The organism is Pseudomonas sp. 300, from assembly GCF_055803035.1.
On the sequence record NZ_JAVLRV010000002.1, the window covers coordinates 475,615 to 490,826 of the forward strand.

Below are 15,212 nucleotides of genomic sequence, written 5' to 3' on the forward strand. Positions count from 1 at the left end.
GCCCGCTCCCACAGGTTTCTGTATTGGCCTGCAATTGTCTGTACACCGCCGAATCCTGTGGGAGCGGGCTTGCCCGCGATGGGGCCATTAGCTACTTCACCGATTTGAGGAACGCCGCGGTTTCAGCATGCACCGGATGACCAATGACTTGATCCGGCGAGCCGATCTCGTGCACCAGGCCGTTGCGGAAGAACGCCACGCGGTCCGACACGTCCCGGGCGAAACGGATCTCGTGCGTCACCAGCACCATGGTCATGCCGTCTTCGGCGAGCATGCGCATGGTGTCCAGCACTTCGCCGACCAACTGTGGATCGAGGGCCGAGGTGGCTTCGTCGAACAGCATGTAGTCCGGCGACATCGCCAGGGCGCGGGCAATGGCCATGCGTTGTTGCTGCCCGCCCGAGAGCTTGCCGGGGAACACCTTGAGCTTGTCACCGAGGCCGACGTGAGTCAGTTGCTGCACGGCCAGCGCCTCGGCTTCGGCCTTGCTTTTGCCCAGGACCTTGCGCGGCGCGAGCATCACGTTTTCCAGGACGGTCAGGTGCGGGAAGGCGTTCCATTGCTGGAACACGATGCCGATTTTCTGCCGCAGGTGATTGAGGTCGGTTGCGCGGTGATGCACCTCGACGCCATCCACGCGGATGCTGCCTTTCTGGATCGGCTCCAGGCCATTGATGCACATCAGCAGGGTCGATTTGCCCGAACCGGAGCCGCCGATGATGGACACCACTTCGCCCTTGTTCACCGTCAGGCTGACACCCTTGACCACATCAAGGTCGCCGAAGGATTTGTGTACGTTGTCGATCTCAATCATTTTCTTGCCACCTTCTTTCCAGACGAGCGCCGAGGCGTGCGACCACCAGGCTCATGACGTAGTAGATAAGGCCCGCGATGCACAGCACCAGCAACGGTTCCTGAATTCGGGTCACGATGGTTTGCGAAGCGCGGAGCAGTTCGACGATGCCGATCCACATCACCAGCGCGGTGTCTTTCATCACCCCGAGCACCAGGTTCAGCCAGCCGGGGAAGGCCACCCGCGAGGCCATCGGCAGGACGATCCAGCGCAGGTCCTGGAAGAAACTCAGGCCCAGCGAACGGCTGGCCCGGCGCACGGTCAGCGGTACCGACAGCACGCCGCCGCGCACGATCTCGGTGAAGTACGCGGCGGCGTAAACCCCGAGCACGATGCAGCCGACGCTAAACGCACTGATGTTCAGGCCGACGATGCTCTTGAGCGAGTTGAACAGCACGAACTGGATCAGCAGCGGTACGCTGCGAAACACATCCAGCACCCACGCCAGTGGCAGGCTGGCCCGTGGCAACAGGGCGCGCAGCAACCCGAAAATCAGACCCGCGAACGTGCCGAGCAGGATGGCCCAGCAAGTCAGTTGCAGGGTGACCCAGGCGCCGTTAAGCAGGAACTGCAGGTCGTTCCAGGAAAAACTGGTGGAAAACATAGTCACGTCCTCAGTAACGGAACAACCGCCAGGCCATCAGCCGAGCCGTCGCGACGATCGCCTTGGCAATCAGGTAATACAGCACCGCGGCGATGGTGAAATATTCGAAGGTGCGGAACGTCTTGACGTTGTAGTCCTGGGTCACGCCGGTGAGGTCGTTGTTGAGCCCGACAATCACTCCCAGCGAGGTCATCAATACCGCCCAGACCATCTGGTTGCTCAACGGGTAGAACACGATCCGCAACAGCTGCGGGACGACGATCATGCGGTAGGTCTGGAAGGCACTCATGCCCAGCGAGCGTGCGGCACGCACTTGCGTGCCAGGCACCGCCTTGAGCCCGCCGCGGAAGTTTTCCGCGAGATAGCCGGCATTGTTGAAGGTGATCCCGGCGAGCAGAGCGAACCAGGAACTGACGTGCAGACCCAGTGAACCGAGGCCGAAATACAGCACGTAGATCTGGAACAGCGACGGGGTGTTGCGCGCAATCGACACCCAGCCGTTGCCGATGCCGCGCAGCAGCGGGTGTCTGGCTTCGCGCATGACTGTCAGGGCCAGGGCGATCAGTACGCCGAAAATCATCGACAGCGCGGCGGTCTCGAAGGTGACCCAGGCGCCGGCGAGCATGTCCGGCAAGGCGCGCAGGGTGGCGCGCCATTGGAAGGTGTAATCAAACATGCGCGAGGCTCTCCATCAGCAAGGCGGGTTGCAACCAGCTCGGCAGTCGCCCGCTGGCACTGGCAGTGCACGCGGCGTCAACGCACTCGGCGAGGCTGGCGAAGTGCACTCTGCGTCCCACCAGACCGGGTGCGTAATGGGCGTATTTGCCCGAGTTGGTCATTAACGTTGTGGCGGCCGGCGGAATCACCGGTTCGCCGAGCATGCACCAGCAGGTGTCGGTCACCAGGGTGGCGCCGAAGGCTTCAATCACACTGATGTGTCCGGCGTCACGCGCCTGTTCCAGCACCGCACGACCGCACGTGATGGCGAGCACCACAGCGGGGTGTTTGTGCCGGCCGCGACACAGCCGTGCGAGGTGGGCGAACTCGCTGAGCGAAAAATGCGGGTTGCCCAGCGAGACCACCTCCACGTGGTTGTCACGGGCACTGTTGAGCTCGCGCCAACTGCGCAGCAAGTCCTCCAGGCGGATTGTTTCCACAGGTACCGGGACGTCAGCTTCCAGCACGTGTGCAGGGTCGAGTGCTTCGGGTGTGACCCCGGCGATATGAAACAACGGCGCGGCCGACGTGGTGGCGAACGCGGCCCCGAAAGCTTTCAGATTGTCGAGGTCTGGCTGGCGTCGTTCCAGCCCGAGCACCAGTGGAATCCGGCTGCCCGCGAGGGCACCGATGTGGTAGCCGAGCAAGGGGTAAAACGCATCGTCCAGCTCGCCCAGTTCCGGCAATTCGACGCGCAGACGGGCCTTGCGTGGCGCGTCCAGATGACAACCGATCAGGGGCGCGCGGCCGGTCAGGGCGATGCAGATGTCCAGGTAATCCGGGTACTTCAGCGTGCGTGCGCCGAGCACGCTGTTGGCGTAGACCACCGCGTTGGATTCGGCCCAGACGATCTGCTCGCCGGCCTTCGGTGCGGTGTCGAGCAAGTAGGGGGCACAGGTGAAACTGAGCTGCGCGCCCATCGCCATGTAGGCATCGCCCAAGGCACTGGCCGGTTCGCCGAGCAATGGGTCGATGCCCAACTCTCGCCAGCGGCGCTGGTCCACGGAAATTGAATTGAGGGTGGTGGGCACGCGAACCTTCGCGCCCCAGTGCACCAGTTGTTCGGCAAAGCGCAGGCTCGCAGGTCCTGTGTAAATGCAACCGTCGATGTGGGCTTGAGTGATATCCACCAGTTGGTGGGCACCTTGCAGTTCGGCCATGCGCAGAACAATCTGCATGGCCACCTGCGCCGCTTTGCCATGCTCGCCGTCGAGCAGCGAACGATCGAACCCGGTGAGCTCAATCGACTCGTTGGTTTTACCTGTGTGCGTCAGTGTTTCGGTGGGCTGCCAGCCATCGATGGGCACGTGATCGAACGTCGCCAGCGAGGGGCCTTCAACTCGGGCGAAGGCTTTGCCGCGCAAGGTCGCGAAGGCCTCCTGGCCGATGCACAGCACCGGCAGTGAACGCTCGAAAATGGTCTGTGCCACGAGCACGCCCAGGGTCAGGATCTCATCGGCTTCGGCCATAACCAAAGCGGCCGGTGCATGACCGTTGCTGATGAGCTCCATCAGCACGCTGCTGCCGGTACACGAACCGCGGCCACTGGGAATGGCCAGCACACGACCGCTCAGATGTTCGCCACTGAGCGGATGGTGACGGTCGATGACTTCACCTGTGCAAGGGTCGACGCCGCCCCAGAAGCTCAGCCCGACATCGGCAAACAGCAGCGCGCCTTGGGCGGAGCCCGAGATCAGGTTACGACCGATGAGTGCAGTGGACCCAGGCATGTCGGACACCTCAGTAATAAACGTTCGGCACGGTCAGGTCGGTCGGCGGGATCTCGGTGCCGACCCATTTGACGAACAGTTCTTTATAACGACCGCTGCGTACCTGCTGATTGACGAAAAGGTTGAGGTAGTTGAGCAGGCCGTACTCGCTGCGTTTGGCGCCCAGAGACACATAGTCGATGGTGTAAGGCGCGTTGCCGGCGATTTTCAGGTTTTTGTATTTGCCCGACTTGATCGTCGCGGCGGCCACGGTATTGGTCACCACCGTGGCGTCGATATGACCCTGCGCCACGGCCAGCAGCGTGTCGTTTTGTGACTGGTAGGCGCGGAAGGTGCCGCTGCCCCATTTCTTCACATCGCCTTCCAGGGCGATGGCTTCAAATGTGCCGCTGGTGTTGCCCAGCGCTTTGCCCTTGATGTCGTCGAAGCTGTTGATGCCGGTGTTGTCGCGGGTCAGCACGACCATCTGGAAGGCGAAGTACGGCACGGTCAGGCCGACAGTCTTGGCCCGTTCGAGGGTGTCGGAGGTTGAGGCGACGATCACATCAGCCCGCCCGGAGATCAGTGCCGGAATGCGGTCGGGGAACGGCGTTTCCACCACTTCGGCCTCAACCCCGAGGATCTTCGCCAGGTCGTTGCAATAGTCCACGTCGAAACCGGCCGGCGCGTTGCTGGCATCGCGGAAACCCATGGGCGGGAAGTCCAGGGTCACGGCGCAGCGCAGCTTGCCGGAACCGATAATGTCGTCGAGCTTGTCAGCGTGCGCGGTGGCAATGAAGGCGGTACTGAGAACAGCGCTGAGGGCTACGGCAAATGCGGGGTTTTTCATAGAGGCCTCGTTCTGGGAAAGTGCTGTTAGATATCGTATTGGGGATTTCGTATACGATATTAATAATAGCAATGGCCGTGCCGGTTTTGCTTTTACCGCCGAATTTTTGCCAATCCTTGAAGCAGGGCGGCTCAGCGCAAGCGAATGGGCAATGGCGCGAGGGTGTCGATCAAGGAGGTGTTACGGAAGGGAGCACAGCGGGGGCTCAGCGCCCCTTAAAGGAACATTTTAACGACGGCTATCGCGGTACTCGCTGGGCGACAGACTGGTGAGGGCGCGGAATTGGCGGCTGAAGGCACTGTGGTCGGTGTATCCGCAGCGCAGAGCGATTTCGGTGATCGGCAAGTCGGTGTCAAGCAACAGGCGCGAGCCTTCTTCCAGACGGGACTTATGGATCATCTGCCGTGGCGTGAGCTGGAACACCCGTTTGCAATGGCGTTCCAGTTGCGCCACAGAGAACCCGGCGATGGCCGTCAGCTCAGCAAGACTGACCGGTCGGGCGAAATGGCGGCGGATGTGCGCGTCGACGGCCGCCAGTTTCTGGAACGCCGGATGGTTGGACTGGGGCAGTTGCAGGTCGCGGGAAATGCCGGCGAGGCCGACGATCCGCCCTTGTTCGTCACGCAGCGCGAGCTTATGGGTCAGGCACCAGACCGGCTGGTTGCCGAAGTACAGGTGCATTTCCAGTTGATCGGCCAGTTCACGGCCGGTGGACAACACGCGTTGATCCTGCGCGGTGTACAGCGGGCCGAAACGCTCTGGAAAGACTTGGTCGGCGGTCAAGCCGAGCAGTTGTTCACGGTGCTTGAAGCCACAGCGCCGGGCCAGAGTCTGGTTGACGAAGACATAGCGCGCCTCGCTGTCCTTGATGAAGAACACCACGTCCGCGAGGGTGTCGAGCAGCGTCGCGATGGGTTGCAGACTGCTCAGCAGCGTCGGCAAATCGCAGGGTTTGAACTGATTGAGTGAGGGGAACATAGCGCTGGGGGCCTGGTGGCAACTACCGGGATCATAAAGACTCGGCAGCGCCCCCGAAAGCCCAGGGCGAGCGTTTACGCGGGCGGGGTGTCGTCCAGGCACATCAGGGTTTCGATACGTGCCGGGCTGAACGGTGGGCGCGGGGCCGAGGGTTGCCAGTCGAACAGAAACTGCACGGCGCCGCCACACACGCGTCCCTGACAGGCGCCCATGCCACAACGACTGGCCAGTTTTGCCGTGCGCCAGTCAACGTGGCTGGCCAGTGCAGCGTAGGGCACGTCTTCGCAACGACAGACCAGCGTGTCGGCCTGCGCCAGCGACTTGAGTTGCGGGTCGAGGCTGAAGGCGCGGTTCAACGCCTTGGCGAAACCTTGCCAGCGCGCCCGACGTGGCCGCAATTGACGCGCCGCTGCGATGTTGCCGACGGCGGCATGCCCGGCAATTGCACCTTCGACCAACGCCAGTTCACTGCCGCCGAAACCGGTACATTCACCTGCCGCGTAGTGGTCGGCCTGGCTCGTGGTTTGCCAGGTATCAACCGCGAGCGCCGTGCCGTCGAGCGCGCAGCCCAGCGCCTGACCAAGTTGGGTATTGGGAATCAGGCCGAAACCACAGGCCAGGCGGTCACAGGCCAGTTCGACGATGTTGCCCTGCTGGCGCAGCCGCACACCTTCCAGCCGTTCATTACCCAAGGCTGCCACGACGTAGGAGCCGGTGCGGTAATGGCGATCAAACAGGCTAAAAGATTGCACAAGCTTGCCCGGCCAGCGCGGCAGTTGCAGGGCGAACGCGGCGACTGCGGATGACGAGGCCTGCTCGGCAATGCGCAACACGTCGGCACCGCTGTGTTTCGCGGTGGCCGCGCTGGCCAGTAACAACGGCCCGCTGCCGGCGATCACCACACGCTGATCCTGCACCGGCAGGCCGCCTTTGATCAGCGCCTGAAGTCCTCCTGCCCCCGTCACCCCTGGCAATGTCCAGCCGGGGAAGGGCAGCAGCAACTCACGGGCACCGGTGCACAAAATCAGCTTGTCGTAGCCGATCAGCCATCCGTGATCGGCGTCTTCCACCAACAATTGTTTGGGGCCGGAACAGGCGATCACACGGGTGCCGCCGTGGTGGCGGATGTGATGGTTGGCGTGCAGGCGCTCGCGCATCTGCCGCGCTTGATTCGGTACTTTGGCCTGAGGCCCGTCGCGCCAGATCTGGCCTCCCGGCAATGGGTTGTCGTCGAGCACGATGATGCGTGCGCCACTGGACGCGGCAGCGAGGGCGGCGCTCATTCCAGCGGGGCCGGCACCAATGATCAGTAAGTCGGCGAATTCGTTCATGGTCGGCTCCGCACCTGCATACCGTCATGGCACAGCGTCTGGCAGGCCAGTCGGAGGCGTCCGTCGATGGTCACCCGGCATTCCTGGCAAATGCCCATTCCGCACAGCGGTGCGCGTCGCTGCCCGCTGATCGAAGTGCGACTGCAACCGTCGCCGGCCAGGGCCAGTGCCGCAGCCACCGTCGTACCTTCGGCGACCCGCAGGGCGCGGCCGTCCAGGACCAAATCAGGCATACACGGCCTCCCCGAGAAAGCGTTGCGGCAGATAGGCTTGCGCCGCTAAGGGCGGCGTCTCGTTGAACAGTTGTGCGACCAGCAAATCGGCGGTGCCTGGGGCCGTGGTGACCCCCAGGCCCTCGTGTCCGACCGCCAGCCACAGGCCTTTGCGTTGTGGGTGTTGGCCAATCAATGGCAGACCGTCCGGGCTGGCGGCGCGAAAACCGGTCCAGGCGCGGATGCCGTTGAGCTGAGCCAGGCCCGGCATGTATTCGGTCGCGCGCTTGAGCATTTTCGCGAGCATCCAGCCCTCGACCTGCGGGTCGGTGGTGCCGAATTGTCGCGAGGCACCGATGAACAATTGCCCGGTCGGCCGGGGCTGAATGTTGCAGGCGGTCGAGGGGCCTGTGGCGTTGTGGGCGCTGGTGACATAACCCAGTTCCACCAGCGTGTGGGTGACTTTGCCGGGATAGCGGTCGGTGATCAGCAAGTGGCCTTTTTTCGGCTCGATCGGCAACTCGGGGCACAGGTCGTTGGCCTGGATGCCGTTGGCCAATATGACGGCCTCAGCGCTCAACCACTGGCCGTCATCGAGTCGCACGCGATTGCCATCGACCTCGCTGACTCGCGCCCTGCGTTGTTCGATGTCGGCGGTGTCGAGCATCCAGTTGGCGGTTGCCGGGGCATAGAGAATGCCATCGCCGTTGATCAACAAACCCCCTTCGAGGCCTTCGCACAATTCAGGTTCACGGGCGCGCAAGGCGTGACGAGCGACTAACTCGCAGGCAACGCCCTGGGTCTTAAGGTTCAGGTATTTGCTGTGGGCCACGGCCATTTCTTCGGCATTGGCTGCCAGCCACAAAGTGCCGTTGCAGCGGTAGGCGCAGCCATCCGGCATGTCCGGTGCCTGTTCGCGCCAGCGTTGCAGCGAGTATTGGCTCAGGGCCAGCTCGGCCGGGTTGTCGTCGAGCACCAGCAAGTGGCCCATTCCGGCGGCCGTCGCGCCGTGCAAGCCGGCGTCCAGCACCAGCACGCGCAAGCCGCGCCGCGCCAGCGCCTGAGCGCAAGCGGCGCCGATGATGCCGGCACCGATCACGATCACATCGGCCACCAGGCCTTGGCTCATGGACGAATGCCCCAGGCGAACGGGTCGTCCTGTTCGATGATCAGGCTGGACTCGGCGCTGATAAAGGCACGCCCGCGAATCGTCGGTACGATGCGCTCGCCGTGCGGTTCGTAGGAGCCTTCGAACTCGCTGCCGATGACGCTGGCCTGCCGCCAGATCTGGCCCGGCTGCAATTTGTCATCGGCGGCCAGGCACGCCAGTTTTGCACTGGTGCCGGTGCCGCAGGGCGAGCGGTCGTAGGCCTTGCCGGGGCAGAGCACAAAGTTGCGACTGTCGGCCTGTTCATCCTCGGCGAACAGTTCGACGTGGTCGATCACCCCGCCGTCTTCGCCGCGTATCCCCTGAACGTCCAATGCTTGCTGCACGGCGAAGGTGTAAGCGGTCAACGCATCCAGGTTGTCGCTGGCGACGCGCAGGCCATGCTCGGCGATCAGGAAAAACCAGTTGCCACCCCAGGCAATATCACCGACCACCTCGCCGATCCCCGGCACCTGCAACGCCACGGCTTTGCGATAACGGTAGGCCGGCACGTTGCGCACGCTGACGGAGCGGTCGTCGTGCAAGGTTGCCTGCACCGTGCCGACCGGCGTTTCGATGCTGTGCACACCCGGGCCGATCTTGCCCAGGTGAGCAAGCGACGCCACCAGGCCGATGGTGCCGTGGCCGCACATGCCGAGGTAACCGCTGTTGTTGAAGAAAATCACCCCGGCGCAGGCCGCAGGGTCGACCGGCTCACACAACAGCGCGCCGACCAGCACATCGCTGCCCCGCGGTTCGAGCACGCAGGCGGTGCGCCATTGGTCGTGGTGTTCTGCCAGCCGTTGAAGACGTTCGGCCATGCTGCCGGTGCCCAGGTCGGGAAAACCGGCGGTCACCAGGCGGGTGGGTTCGCCGCCGGTGTGGGAGTCAATCACGGTGATACGTTTCATGAATGGGCCACGTCCGTTCAGATGAGTGAACGCAAGAGTGGCCCGTGCGGGGGCTTGCAGGCTTGATGGTTTTATCCGGTGCCGATGACGAAATCGGCACAGTACTGCGAGCGGTCAGTGGTGGTGGGGCAGGTGCTCGAACAGGGTTTTGCAGACCCCGGCGATGTGCTCGTCCAGCAGCTTTACCGCCCGGTCGACGTCACCGGCGCGACAGGCTTCGAGGATCTCCCGGTGTTCGTGATCGGCGCGCTCCTTGCCCGCCGAGAGGCTCATCTGCATGCGCAGGTAACGTTCCAGTTTGTCGTTGACCGAACGAATCAGACTCACCAGAAACGGACGTTGTGCCGGTTCGTAGAGGCAGGCGTGGAGTTCCCAATTGAGCTCGGCCCAGCGGCCCACGTCATCTTCGCCGACGAACTCCTGGCAGATACGTTCGGCGCGGGCGAAGGTGTCTTCGGTCATGTTGGGGATGGCCAGGCGCAGCACCTTGTCTTCGAGCAACATGCGCACTTCGAACATCTGCGCCAGTTCGGCGTCGGACACCCGTGTGACCATTGCCCCGCGGTTGCGCTGGAACATCACCAGACCTTCGGCTTCCAGGCGCTTGAGGGCCTCACGCACCGGGATCTTGCTGACGTTGAACTGCCGGGCGATGTCGTCCTGACGAATCGGCTCGTCCTCGGCGAAATGCCCGGCGACGATTGCGTCGCGCAGATGGCGGGTGATGATTTCAGAGGTCGAAGGCGCATTGCCCAAGTCTGGAGCGTTGAATTTGGGTAGGGTCACGGCGGCAGTCGTTCGGATGGAGTTGGAGATATGGTATACGAATTTTCGTTGGGCTCAGTGCTCTTGCGCTGCCTTCCGACAGCCGCCACCTGACGCTTTGTCGTTAATTGCAGAGGCGTGGGCGTAAAAGCCCGACACCCGAGGTGTTGCGCATTTCGATCATTAAGTTGTCAGTTACGGTCATTGAGTGGCTGGGTGACTGCTCATAGTCTGTTACACATGACAGAGGGGCGCCAAAGAGCGCCCACACTTTTTCCGTGATCGCTCGTTGTGGAGTTACCGATGACCGCCGCTCATTACCCGCACCTGTTGGCTCCGTTGGACCTGGGTTTTACCACGTTGCGCAACCGCACCCTGATGGGGTCGATGCACACCGGTCTTGAGGAAAAGCCCGGCGGCTTCGAACGCATGGCCGCCTACTTCGCCGAGCGTGCCCGAGGCGGCGTTGGCCTGATGGTCACAGGCGGTATCGGCCCGAACGACGAAGGCGGTGTGTATTCCGGCGCGGCCAAGCTCACCACTGAAGAAGAAGCGCTCAAACATCAGATCGTGACCCGCGCGGTGCACGAGGCGGGCGGCAAGATCTGCATGCAGATTCTGCATGCCGGGCGTTATGCCTACAGCCCGAAGCAAGTTGCGCCGAGCGCCATTCAGGCGCCGATCAACCCGTTCAAACCCAAGGAGCTGGACGAGGAAGGCATCGAGAAGCAGATCAGCGATTTCGTCACCTGCTCGACCCTCGCGCAAACAGCCGAGTACGACGGCGTCGAGATCATGGGCTCCGAGGGTTATTTCATTAACCAGTTCCTCGCGGCTCACACCAATCACCGCACCGACCGCTGGGGCGGCAGCTACGAAAATCGCATGCGCCTGCCGGTGGAAATCGTCCGCCGCGTACGTGAAGCGGTCGGTCCGAACTTCATCATTATTTTCCGCCTGTCGATGCTCGACCTGGTGGAAGGCGGCAGCACCTGGGAAGAAATCGTGACCCTGGCCAAGGCCATCGAGCAGGCCGGTGCAACCCTCATCAACACCGGCATCGGCTGGCACGAAGCGCGGATTCCGACCATCGCCACCAAAGTGCCGCGTGGCGCGTTCAGCAAAGTCACCGCCAAGCTGCGCGGTTCGGTGAGCATTCCGTTGATCACCACCAACCGTATCAACACCCCGGAAGTCGCCGAGCAGATTCTCGCCGAAGGCGATGCCGACATGGTCTCCATGGCGCGACCGTTCCTGGCCGACGCCGACTTCGTCAACAAGGCTGCCGCGGGCCGTGCCGATGAAATCAACACCTGCATCGGTTGCAACCAGGCGTGCCTCGATCACACCTTCGGCGGCAAGTTGACCAGTTGCCTGGTCAACCCGCGTGCCTGTCATGAGACCGAACTCAACTACCTGCCCGTGCAGCAGATCAAAAAAATCGCCGTGGTCGGTGCCGGCCCTGCGGGTCTGTCGGCCGCGACCGTGGCTGCCGAGCGCGGCCATCAAGTGACGCTGTTCGATTCGGCCAGTGAAATCGGCGGTCAGTTCAACATCGCCAAGCGCGTGCCGGGCAAGGAAGAGTTCTTTGAAACCCTGCGCTACTTCAACCGCAAGTTGCAAACCACTAACGTCGAGGTCTGCCTGAACACTCGCGTCGATGTGGCAAAACTGGTTGAGGGCGGTTACGACGAGATCATCCTCGCCACGGGCATCGCGCCGCGTGTACCGGCGATCCCGGGCGTCGAGAATGCCAAGGTGTTGAGCTACCTGGACGTGATCCTCGAGCGTAAACCGGTGGGCAAACGGGTCGCCGTGATAGGTGCGGGCGGGATTGGTTTCGACGTGTCCGAATTCCTGGTGCATCAGGGCGTAGCCACCAGCCTTGACCGTGACGCGTTCTGGAAAGAGTGGGGCATCGACACGCACCTTGAAGCGCGCGGTGGTGTCGCCGGCATCAAGGCTGAACCCCATGCACCGGCCCGTGAAGTGTTCCTGCTGCAACGCAAGAAATCCAAGGTCGGCGACGGCCTGGGCAAGACCACCGGCTGGATCCACCGCACCGGTCTGAAGAACAAGCAGGTGCAGATGCTCAACAGCGTTGAATACCTGAAGATCGACGACGAAGGTTTGCACATCCGCATCGGCGAAACCGGTGAGCCGCAAGTGCTGCCGGTGGACAACATCGTGATCTGCGCCGGGCAGGATCCGTTGCGCGAGTTGCAGGACGGCCTGGTCGCGGCAGGGCAGAACGTGCATCTGATTGGCGGCGCGGACGTGGCGGCAGAGCTGGATGCGAAGCGGGCGATCAACCAGGGTTCGCGCTTGGCTGCGCAGTTGTAACAGCAGGCCAATCGTGCCAATGGCTATCGCGAGCAAGTCGAACCGTCGCACCGCCGCTCCCACATGATCGGCGTCGTTCACGCAATTGCGGATCGGCGCTAACCCTGTAGGAGCGGCGGTGCGACGGTTCGACTTGCCCGCGAAGGCGTCCTCAAGGCTGCTAAGATGCCGGCTCTTTACCCAGAGCCGGCATCGATGCTTCTCCCTCCCAGTGACTGGCTACCCCAAGCCCCGCTCGACCTCTTGCATCTTGATTGGTTAACCCGATCAGGCATCGAAGTCGCCATCCTGCGCCTCGACCAGATCGACCCGCTGATCAGCGGCAACAAGTGGTTCAAACTCATCGAACACTTCAAAGCGGCTGACCTTGCCGCTGCCAAAGGCATCATCAGCCTCGGCGGTGCTCACTCCAACCATCTGCATGCACTGGCTGCCGCCGGGAAACGTTTCGGTTTCACGACCGTTGGGTTACTGCGCGGTCATGCGCAGGAAACCCCCACAGTGAAGGACTTGCAGGCCTTCGGCATGCAGTTGCACTGGCTGGGTTACGGCGGATATCGCGCGCGGCACGACGCGGGTTTCTGGGAACCCTGGCGGGCGCAATATCCTGATCTGCTTGCGGTGCCCGAAGGTGGCGGCGGATTGCCGGGCGCAAAGGGCTGCATGCGGTTGAAGGTGATGGTCAGTGAGCAACTGAAGGGGCTGGGCTGGAGCGACTACAACGGCTGGTGGCTCGCCTGCGGAACCGGCACCACGCTGGCCGGCCTGGTGCTGGCCGAAGCGGGGGATCACCCGGTTTATGGTGCGCTGGCAGTGCCCGACGACCATGGCGTGGCGCAGCAAGTCGAATCGATTGTGCAGGAGGCCGGCGTGCATCATCCGGTCTATGAATTGATCGATGCCAGCCGCGGCGGCTTCGCCAAAGTCGATCCGCTGTTACTGGATTTCATCGCGCAAACCGAACAGGCCAGCGGCATTCCCCTCGAACCGCTGTACACCGGCAAAGCACTGTTGGCGCTCAAACAGCAGGTCGAAGCTGGCCGATTTGCAAAGGACACGCGCCTGATCTTCGTCCACACCGGCGGCTTGCAGGGCCGCCGCGGGTTTCAATAAAAGGCGTTCAGCCGCGTTTGGGCATCATCCGCAGCAACGTGTTGTCGCCCACCACATAGTGGTGATAAATCCCCGCCACGGCGTGCAGCCCGATCAGCCAATAACCGAGGGTGCCGCCGAGTTCATGCCAGCCTTCTATTTGTTTGGCCAACACCTTGTCCTCTGATATCAGCAGCGGTAAATCAAAGCCATAGAACATCACCTGATGGCCCTTGGCGCTGGTGACCAGCCAACCCAGAATCGGCATGGCGATCATGAAAATGTACAGCGCCCAGTGCATCAATCTGGCCAGCACGGTTTGCCAGTGCGGCGAAGCGGGGAATATCTGCGGTGCCGGGCCGAGGCTGCGGGCGAACAGCCGCAACCACACCAGCACAAACACCGTCAGACCGAGCATGAAATGCGTTTCGGTGATCAGCGTTCGGCCACCACTGCCTTTTGGAAAGATTCCGCGAAACTCGATGCTGGCGTAAACCAGCGCCAGCAACACCAGCATCAGCCAATGCAGCGTGATCGACACGGTGCTGTAGCGAGAGTCGGAATTCTTCCAGGGCATACGGCGTTCCTCACAGGTCGGGTCAGGCCACCGTTCTTGATCGACGGTGTGCTTTAACTGTAAGCCTGTTTCGCAAGGTTTGCCTGCGGCTATTTGCCTTCCCAAAGCGCCGCGTACGCTGTAGGCGCAAGCTTGCTCGCGATGGCGGTCTTCCATTCAACATCTGCATCGAATGACAGGGCCTTATCGCGAGCAAGCTTGCTCCTGCAGGGGGGGGGGAATCAGTTGGTTTGCGGCATCTCGCCGTTGGCCAGGCGCTGGTTGATGTCGGCGATCACTGCCGGCAAGTCAGTGATGGTGTCGATCATGTAGTGCGGGCGCGAGCCGTCGAACAGTGCGTGGATGCGCTTACGTTCGCTGGCCAATTGCTCGCTGTCGAGGGCGCGATAACCTTCATAGTCCAGGCCCAGCGCGTTGCCCGAGCAGATCAGCGCCACGGTCCACATGCCGGCGCGACGGCCTTCGAGAATGCCGGGCACGGTGTCGTCGATCTTCACGCAAGCCGCGACATCGTCGATGCCCAGGGCGATGACGTTGGCCAAGGCCTGCGCCGGCCACGGACGACCGTTAGGCACTTCGTCGGTGGCGACCACGTGATCAGCGATGTAGCCGTTGGTGGCGGCCAGCTCGACCACTTTGTCCATGACCTGTTTCGGGTAGCCGGAGCAGGAGCCGATCTTGATCCCTTGCTGGCGCAGGTTGGCAATGGTGTCCAGCGCGCCCGGAATCAGCGCCGAGTGTTCGGCGATTTTCTCGATCTGCAGCGGCATGAAGCGCTGGTAGATCGCGGTGACGTCATCGTCGGTCGGCGTGCGGCCGAATGCCTTGCGATAACGTTCGGCGACAGCCGGCTGATCGCACAGGGTGCGGATGTGATCCCACTTGCCCATGCCCATCGGGCCACGGGCTTCTTCGATGGAGACCTGGACGTCGAATTCAGCGAAGGCTTCGACAAAAATCTGCGTCGGCGCGAAGGAGCCGAAGTCGACTACGGTGCCGGCCCAGTCGAGGATGGCGGCCTGGAGTTTGGTTGGGTTGGTGTAGTTCATGGTGATCAAATTCCTGTAGAAAACTGGCTATTGGAGGACAGCTTTTACTGTGGGAGCAGGCTTGCCCGCGATGA

At 62.4% G+C, this 15,212-nt stretch carries 15 protein-coding genes; 2 read left to right on the forward strand and 13 right to left on the reverse strand.

Annotated features, from left to right (window positions below; translation table 11 throughout):
- Positions 1–91 precede the first annotated feature (91 nt).
- From Q7W83_RS08365 to Q7W83_RS08415, 11 genes are all read right to left on the reverse strand, one after another.
- Positions 92–814, reverse strand: a complete 723-nt coding sequence (locus Q7W83_RS08365) for an amino acid ABC transporter ATP-binding protein (RefSeq protein ID WP_150632561.1) — start codon at positions 812–814, stop codon at positions 92–94.
- Positions 807–1,457 carry an amino acid ABC transporter permease gene (locus tag Q7W83_RS08370; RefSeq protein WP_150632562.1) on the reverse strand — a complete coding sequence of 217 codons (651 nt, stop codon included), beginning with the start codon at positions 1,455–1,457 and terminating at the stop codon, positions 807–809. The genes Q7W83_RS08365 and Q7W83_RS08370 overlap by 8 nt, the downstream gene beginning before the upstream one ends.
- A 10-nt stretch (positions 1,458–1,467) precedes the next feature.
- Positions 1,468–2,133, reverse strand: coding sequence for an amino acid ABC transporter permease (locus Q7W83_RS08375; protein WP_150632563.1), 666 nt, complete (start codon positions 2,131–2,133; stop codon positions 1,468–1,470).
- The gene (gene lhpI, locus Q7W83_RS08380) at positions 2,126–3,904 is read right to left on the reverse strand and encodes a cis-3-hydroxy-L-proline dehydratase (RefSeq protein ID WP_473655894.1); all 1,779 of its coding nucleotides are present in this window, start codon (positions 3,902–3,904) and stop codon (positions 2,126–2,128) included. The genes Q7W83_RS08375 and lhpI overlap by 8 nt, the downstream gene beginning before the upstream one ends.
- Before the next feature lie 10 nt (positions 3,905–3,914).
- A complete protein-coding gene (locus Q7W83_RS08385; RefSeq protein ID WP_150638807.1) occupies positions 3,915–4,733 on the reverse strand; it encodes an ABC transporter substrate-binding protein in 819 nt (272 codons plus the stop codon).
- Between the two features lie 228 nt (positions 4,734–4,961).
- Entirely contained in the window at positions 4,962–5,711 is a 750-nt protein-coding gene (locus Q7W83_RS08390) for an AraC family transcriptional regulator (protein ID WP_150632566.1), read from the reverse strand.
- A 74-nt stretch (positions 5,712–5,785) separates the two neighbouring features.
- A complete protein-coding gene (locus tag Q7W83_RS08395; protein WP_458377672.1) occupies positions 5,786–7,042 on the reverse strand; it encodes an FAD-dependent oxidoreductase in 1,257 nt (418 codons plus the stop codon).
- Positions 7,039–7,275: a 2Fe-2S iron-sulfur cluster-binding protein gene (locus Q7W83_RS08400; RefSeq protein ID WP_150632568.1), complete on the reverse strand. Its 237-nt coding sequence runs from the start codon at positions 7,273–7,275 to the stop codon at positions 7,039–7,041. Before Q7W83_RS08400 ends, Q7W83_RS08395 begins: the two co-directional genes overlap by 4 nt.
- Positions 7,268–8,383, reverse strand: a complete 1,116-nt coding sequence (locus tag Q7W83_RS08405; protein WP_150632569.1) for an NAD(P)/FAD-dependent oxidoreductase — start codon at positions 8,381–8,383, stop codon at positions 7,268–7,270. The genes Q7W83_RS08400 and Q7W83_RS08405 overlap by 8 nt, the downstream gene beginning before the upstream one ends.
- Entirely contained in the window at positions 8,380–9,312 is a 933-nt protein-coding gene (locus Q7W83_RS08410; protein ID WP_150632570.1) for a 4-hydroxyproline epimerase, read from the reverse strand. Before Q7W83_RS08410 ends, Q7W83_RS08405 begins: the two co-directional genes overlap by 4 nt.
- A 114-nt stretch (positions 9,313–9,426) precedes the next feature.
- On the reverse strand, positions 9,427–10,098 hold the full coding sequence (locus Q7W83_RS08415; protein WP_008029632.1) for a GntR family transcriptional regulator: 672 nt from the start codon (positions 10,096–10,098) through the stop codon (positions 9,427–9,429).
- Positions 10,099–10,380: 282 nt separating this feature from the next.
- Between Q7W83_RS08415 and Q7W83_RS08420 the strand changes: the two genes are divergently transcribed.
- Positions 10,381–12,420: an oxidoreductase gene (locus tag Q7W83_RS08420; RefSeq protein WP_150638803.1), complete on the forward strand. Its 2,040-nt coding sequence runs from the start codon at positions 10,381–10,383 to the stop codon at positions 12,418–12,420.
- A gap of 195 nt (positions 12,421–12,615) precedes the next feature.
- Entirely contained in the window at positions 12,616–13,533 is a 918-nt protein-coding gene (locus Q7W83_RS08425; protein WP_150638801.1) for a 1-aminocyclopropane-1-carboxylate deaminase/D-cysteine desulfhydrase, read from the forward strand.
- Between the two features lie 7 nt (positions 13,534–13,540).
- On the opposite strand, the gene Q7W83_RS08430 is transcribed toward Q7W83_RS08425, so the two are convergent.
- The gene (locus tag Q7W83_RS08430; protein ID WP_150632574.1) at positions 13,541–14,089 is read right to left on the reverse strand and encodes a cytochrome b; all 549 of its coding nucleotides are present in this window, start codon (positions 14,087–14,089) and stop codon (positions 13,541–13,543) included.
- A 221-nt stretch (positions 14,090–14,310) separates the two neighbouring features.
- Positions 14,311–15,138, reverse strand: a complete 828-nt coding sequence (gene phnX / locus Q7W83_RS08435; protein ID WP_150632575.1) for a phosphonoacetaldehyde hydrolase — start codon at positions 15,136–15,138, stop codon at positions 14,311–14,313.
- Between the last annotated feature and the right edge of the window lie 74 nt (positions 15,139–15,212).

What these genes read in the sequence shown, in the direction of transcription:
- Q7W83_RS08390 (WP_150632566.1), bottom strand. Translation starts at nt 5,711, where the DNA reads ATGTTCCCCTCACTCAATCAGTTCAAACCCTGCGATTTGCCGACGCTG.
- Q7W83_RS08395 (WP_458377672.1), bottom strand. Translation starts at nt 7,042, where the DNA reads ATGAACGAATTCGCCGACTTACTGATCATTGGTGCCGGCCCCGCTGGA.
- Q7W83_RS08370 (WP_150632562.1), bottom strand. Translation starts at nt 1,457, where the DNA reads ATGTTTTCCACCAGTTTTTCCTGGAACGACCTGCAGTTCCTGCTTAAC.
- lhpI (WP_473655894.1), bottom strand. Translation starts at nt 3,904, where the DNA reads ATGCCTGGGTCCACTGCACTCATCGGTCGTAACCTGATCTCGGGCTCC.
- phnX (WP_150632575.1), bottom strand. Translation starts at nt 15,138, where the DNA reads ATGAACTACACCAACCCAACCAAACTCCAGGCCGCCATCCTCGACTGG.
- Q7W83_RS08365 (WP_150632561.1), bottom strand. Translation starts at nt 814, where the DNA reads ATGATTGAGATCGACAACGTACACAAATCCTTCGGCGACCTTGATGTG.
- Q7W83_RS08420 (WP_150638803.1), top strand. Translation starts at nt 10,381, where the DNA reads ATGACCGCCGCTCATTACCCGCACCTGTTGGCTCCGTTGGACCTGGGT.
- Q7W83_RS08410 (WP_150632570.1), bottom strand. Translation starts at nt 9,312, where the DNA reads ATGAAACGTATCACCGTGATTGACTCCCACACCGGCGGCGAACCCACC.
- Q7W83_RS08425 (WP_150638801.1), top strand. Translation starts at nt 12,616, where the DNA reads ATGCTTCTCCCTCCCAGTGACTGGCTACCCCAAGCCCCGCTCGACCTC.
- Q7W83_RS08385 (WP_150638807.1), bottom strand. Translation starts at nt 4,733, where the DNA reads ATGAAAAACCCCGCATTTGCCGTAGCCCTCAGCGCTGTTCTCAGTACC.
- Q7W83_RS08430 (WP_150632574.1), bottom strand. Translation starts at nt 14,089, where the DNA reads ATGCCCTGGAAGAATTCCGACTCTCGCTACAGCACCGTGTCGATCACG.
- Q7W83_RS08400 (WP_150632568.1), bottom strand. Translation starts at nt 7,275, where the DNA reads ATGCCTGATTTGGTCCTGGACGGCCGCGCCCTGCGGGTCGCCGAAGGT.
- Q7W83_RS08375 (WP_150632563.1), bottom strand. Translation starts at nt 2,133, where the DNA reads ATGTTTGATTACACCTTCCAATGGCGCGCCACCCTGCGCGCCTTGCCG.
- Q7W83_RS08405 (WP_150632569.1), bottom strand. Translation starts at nt 8,383, where the DNA reads ATGAGCCAAGGCCTGGTGGCCGATGTGATCGTGATCGGTGCCGGCATC.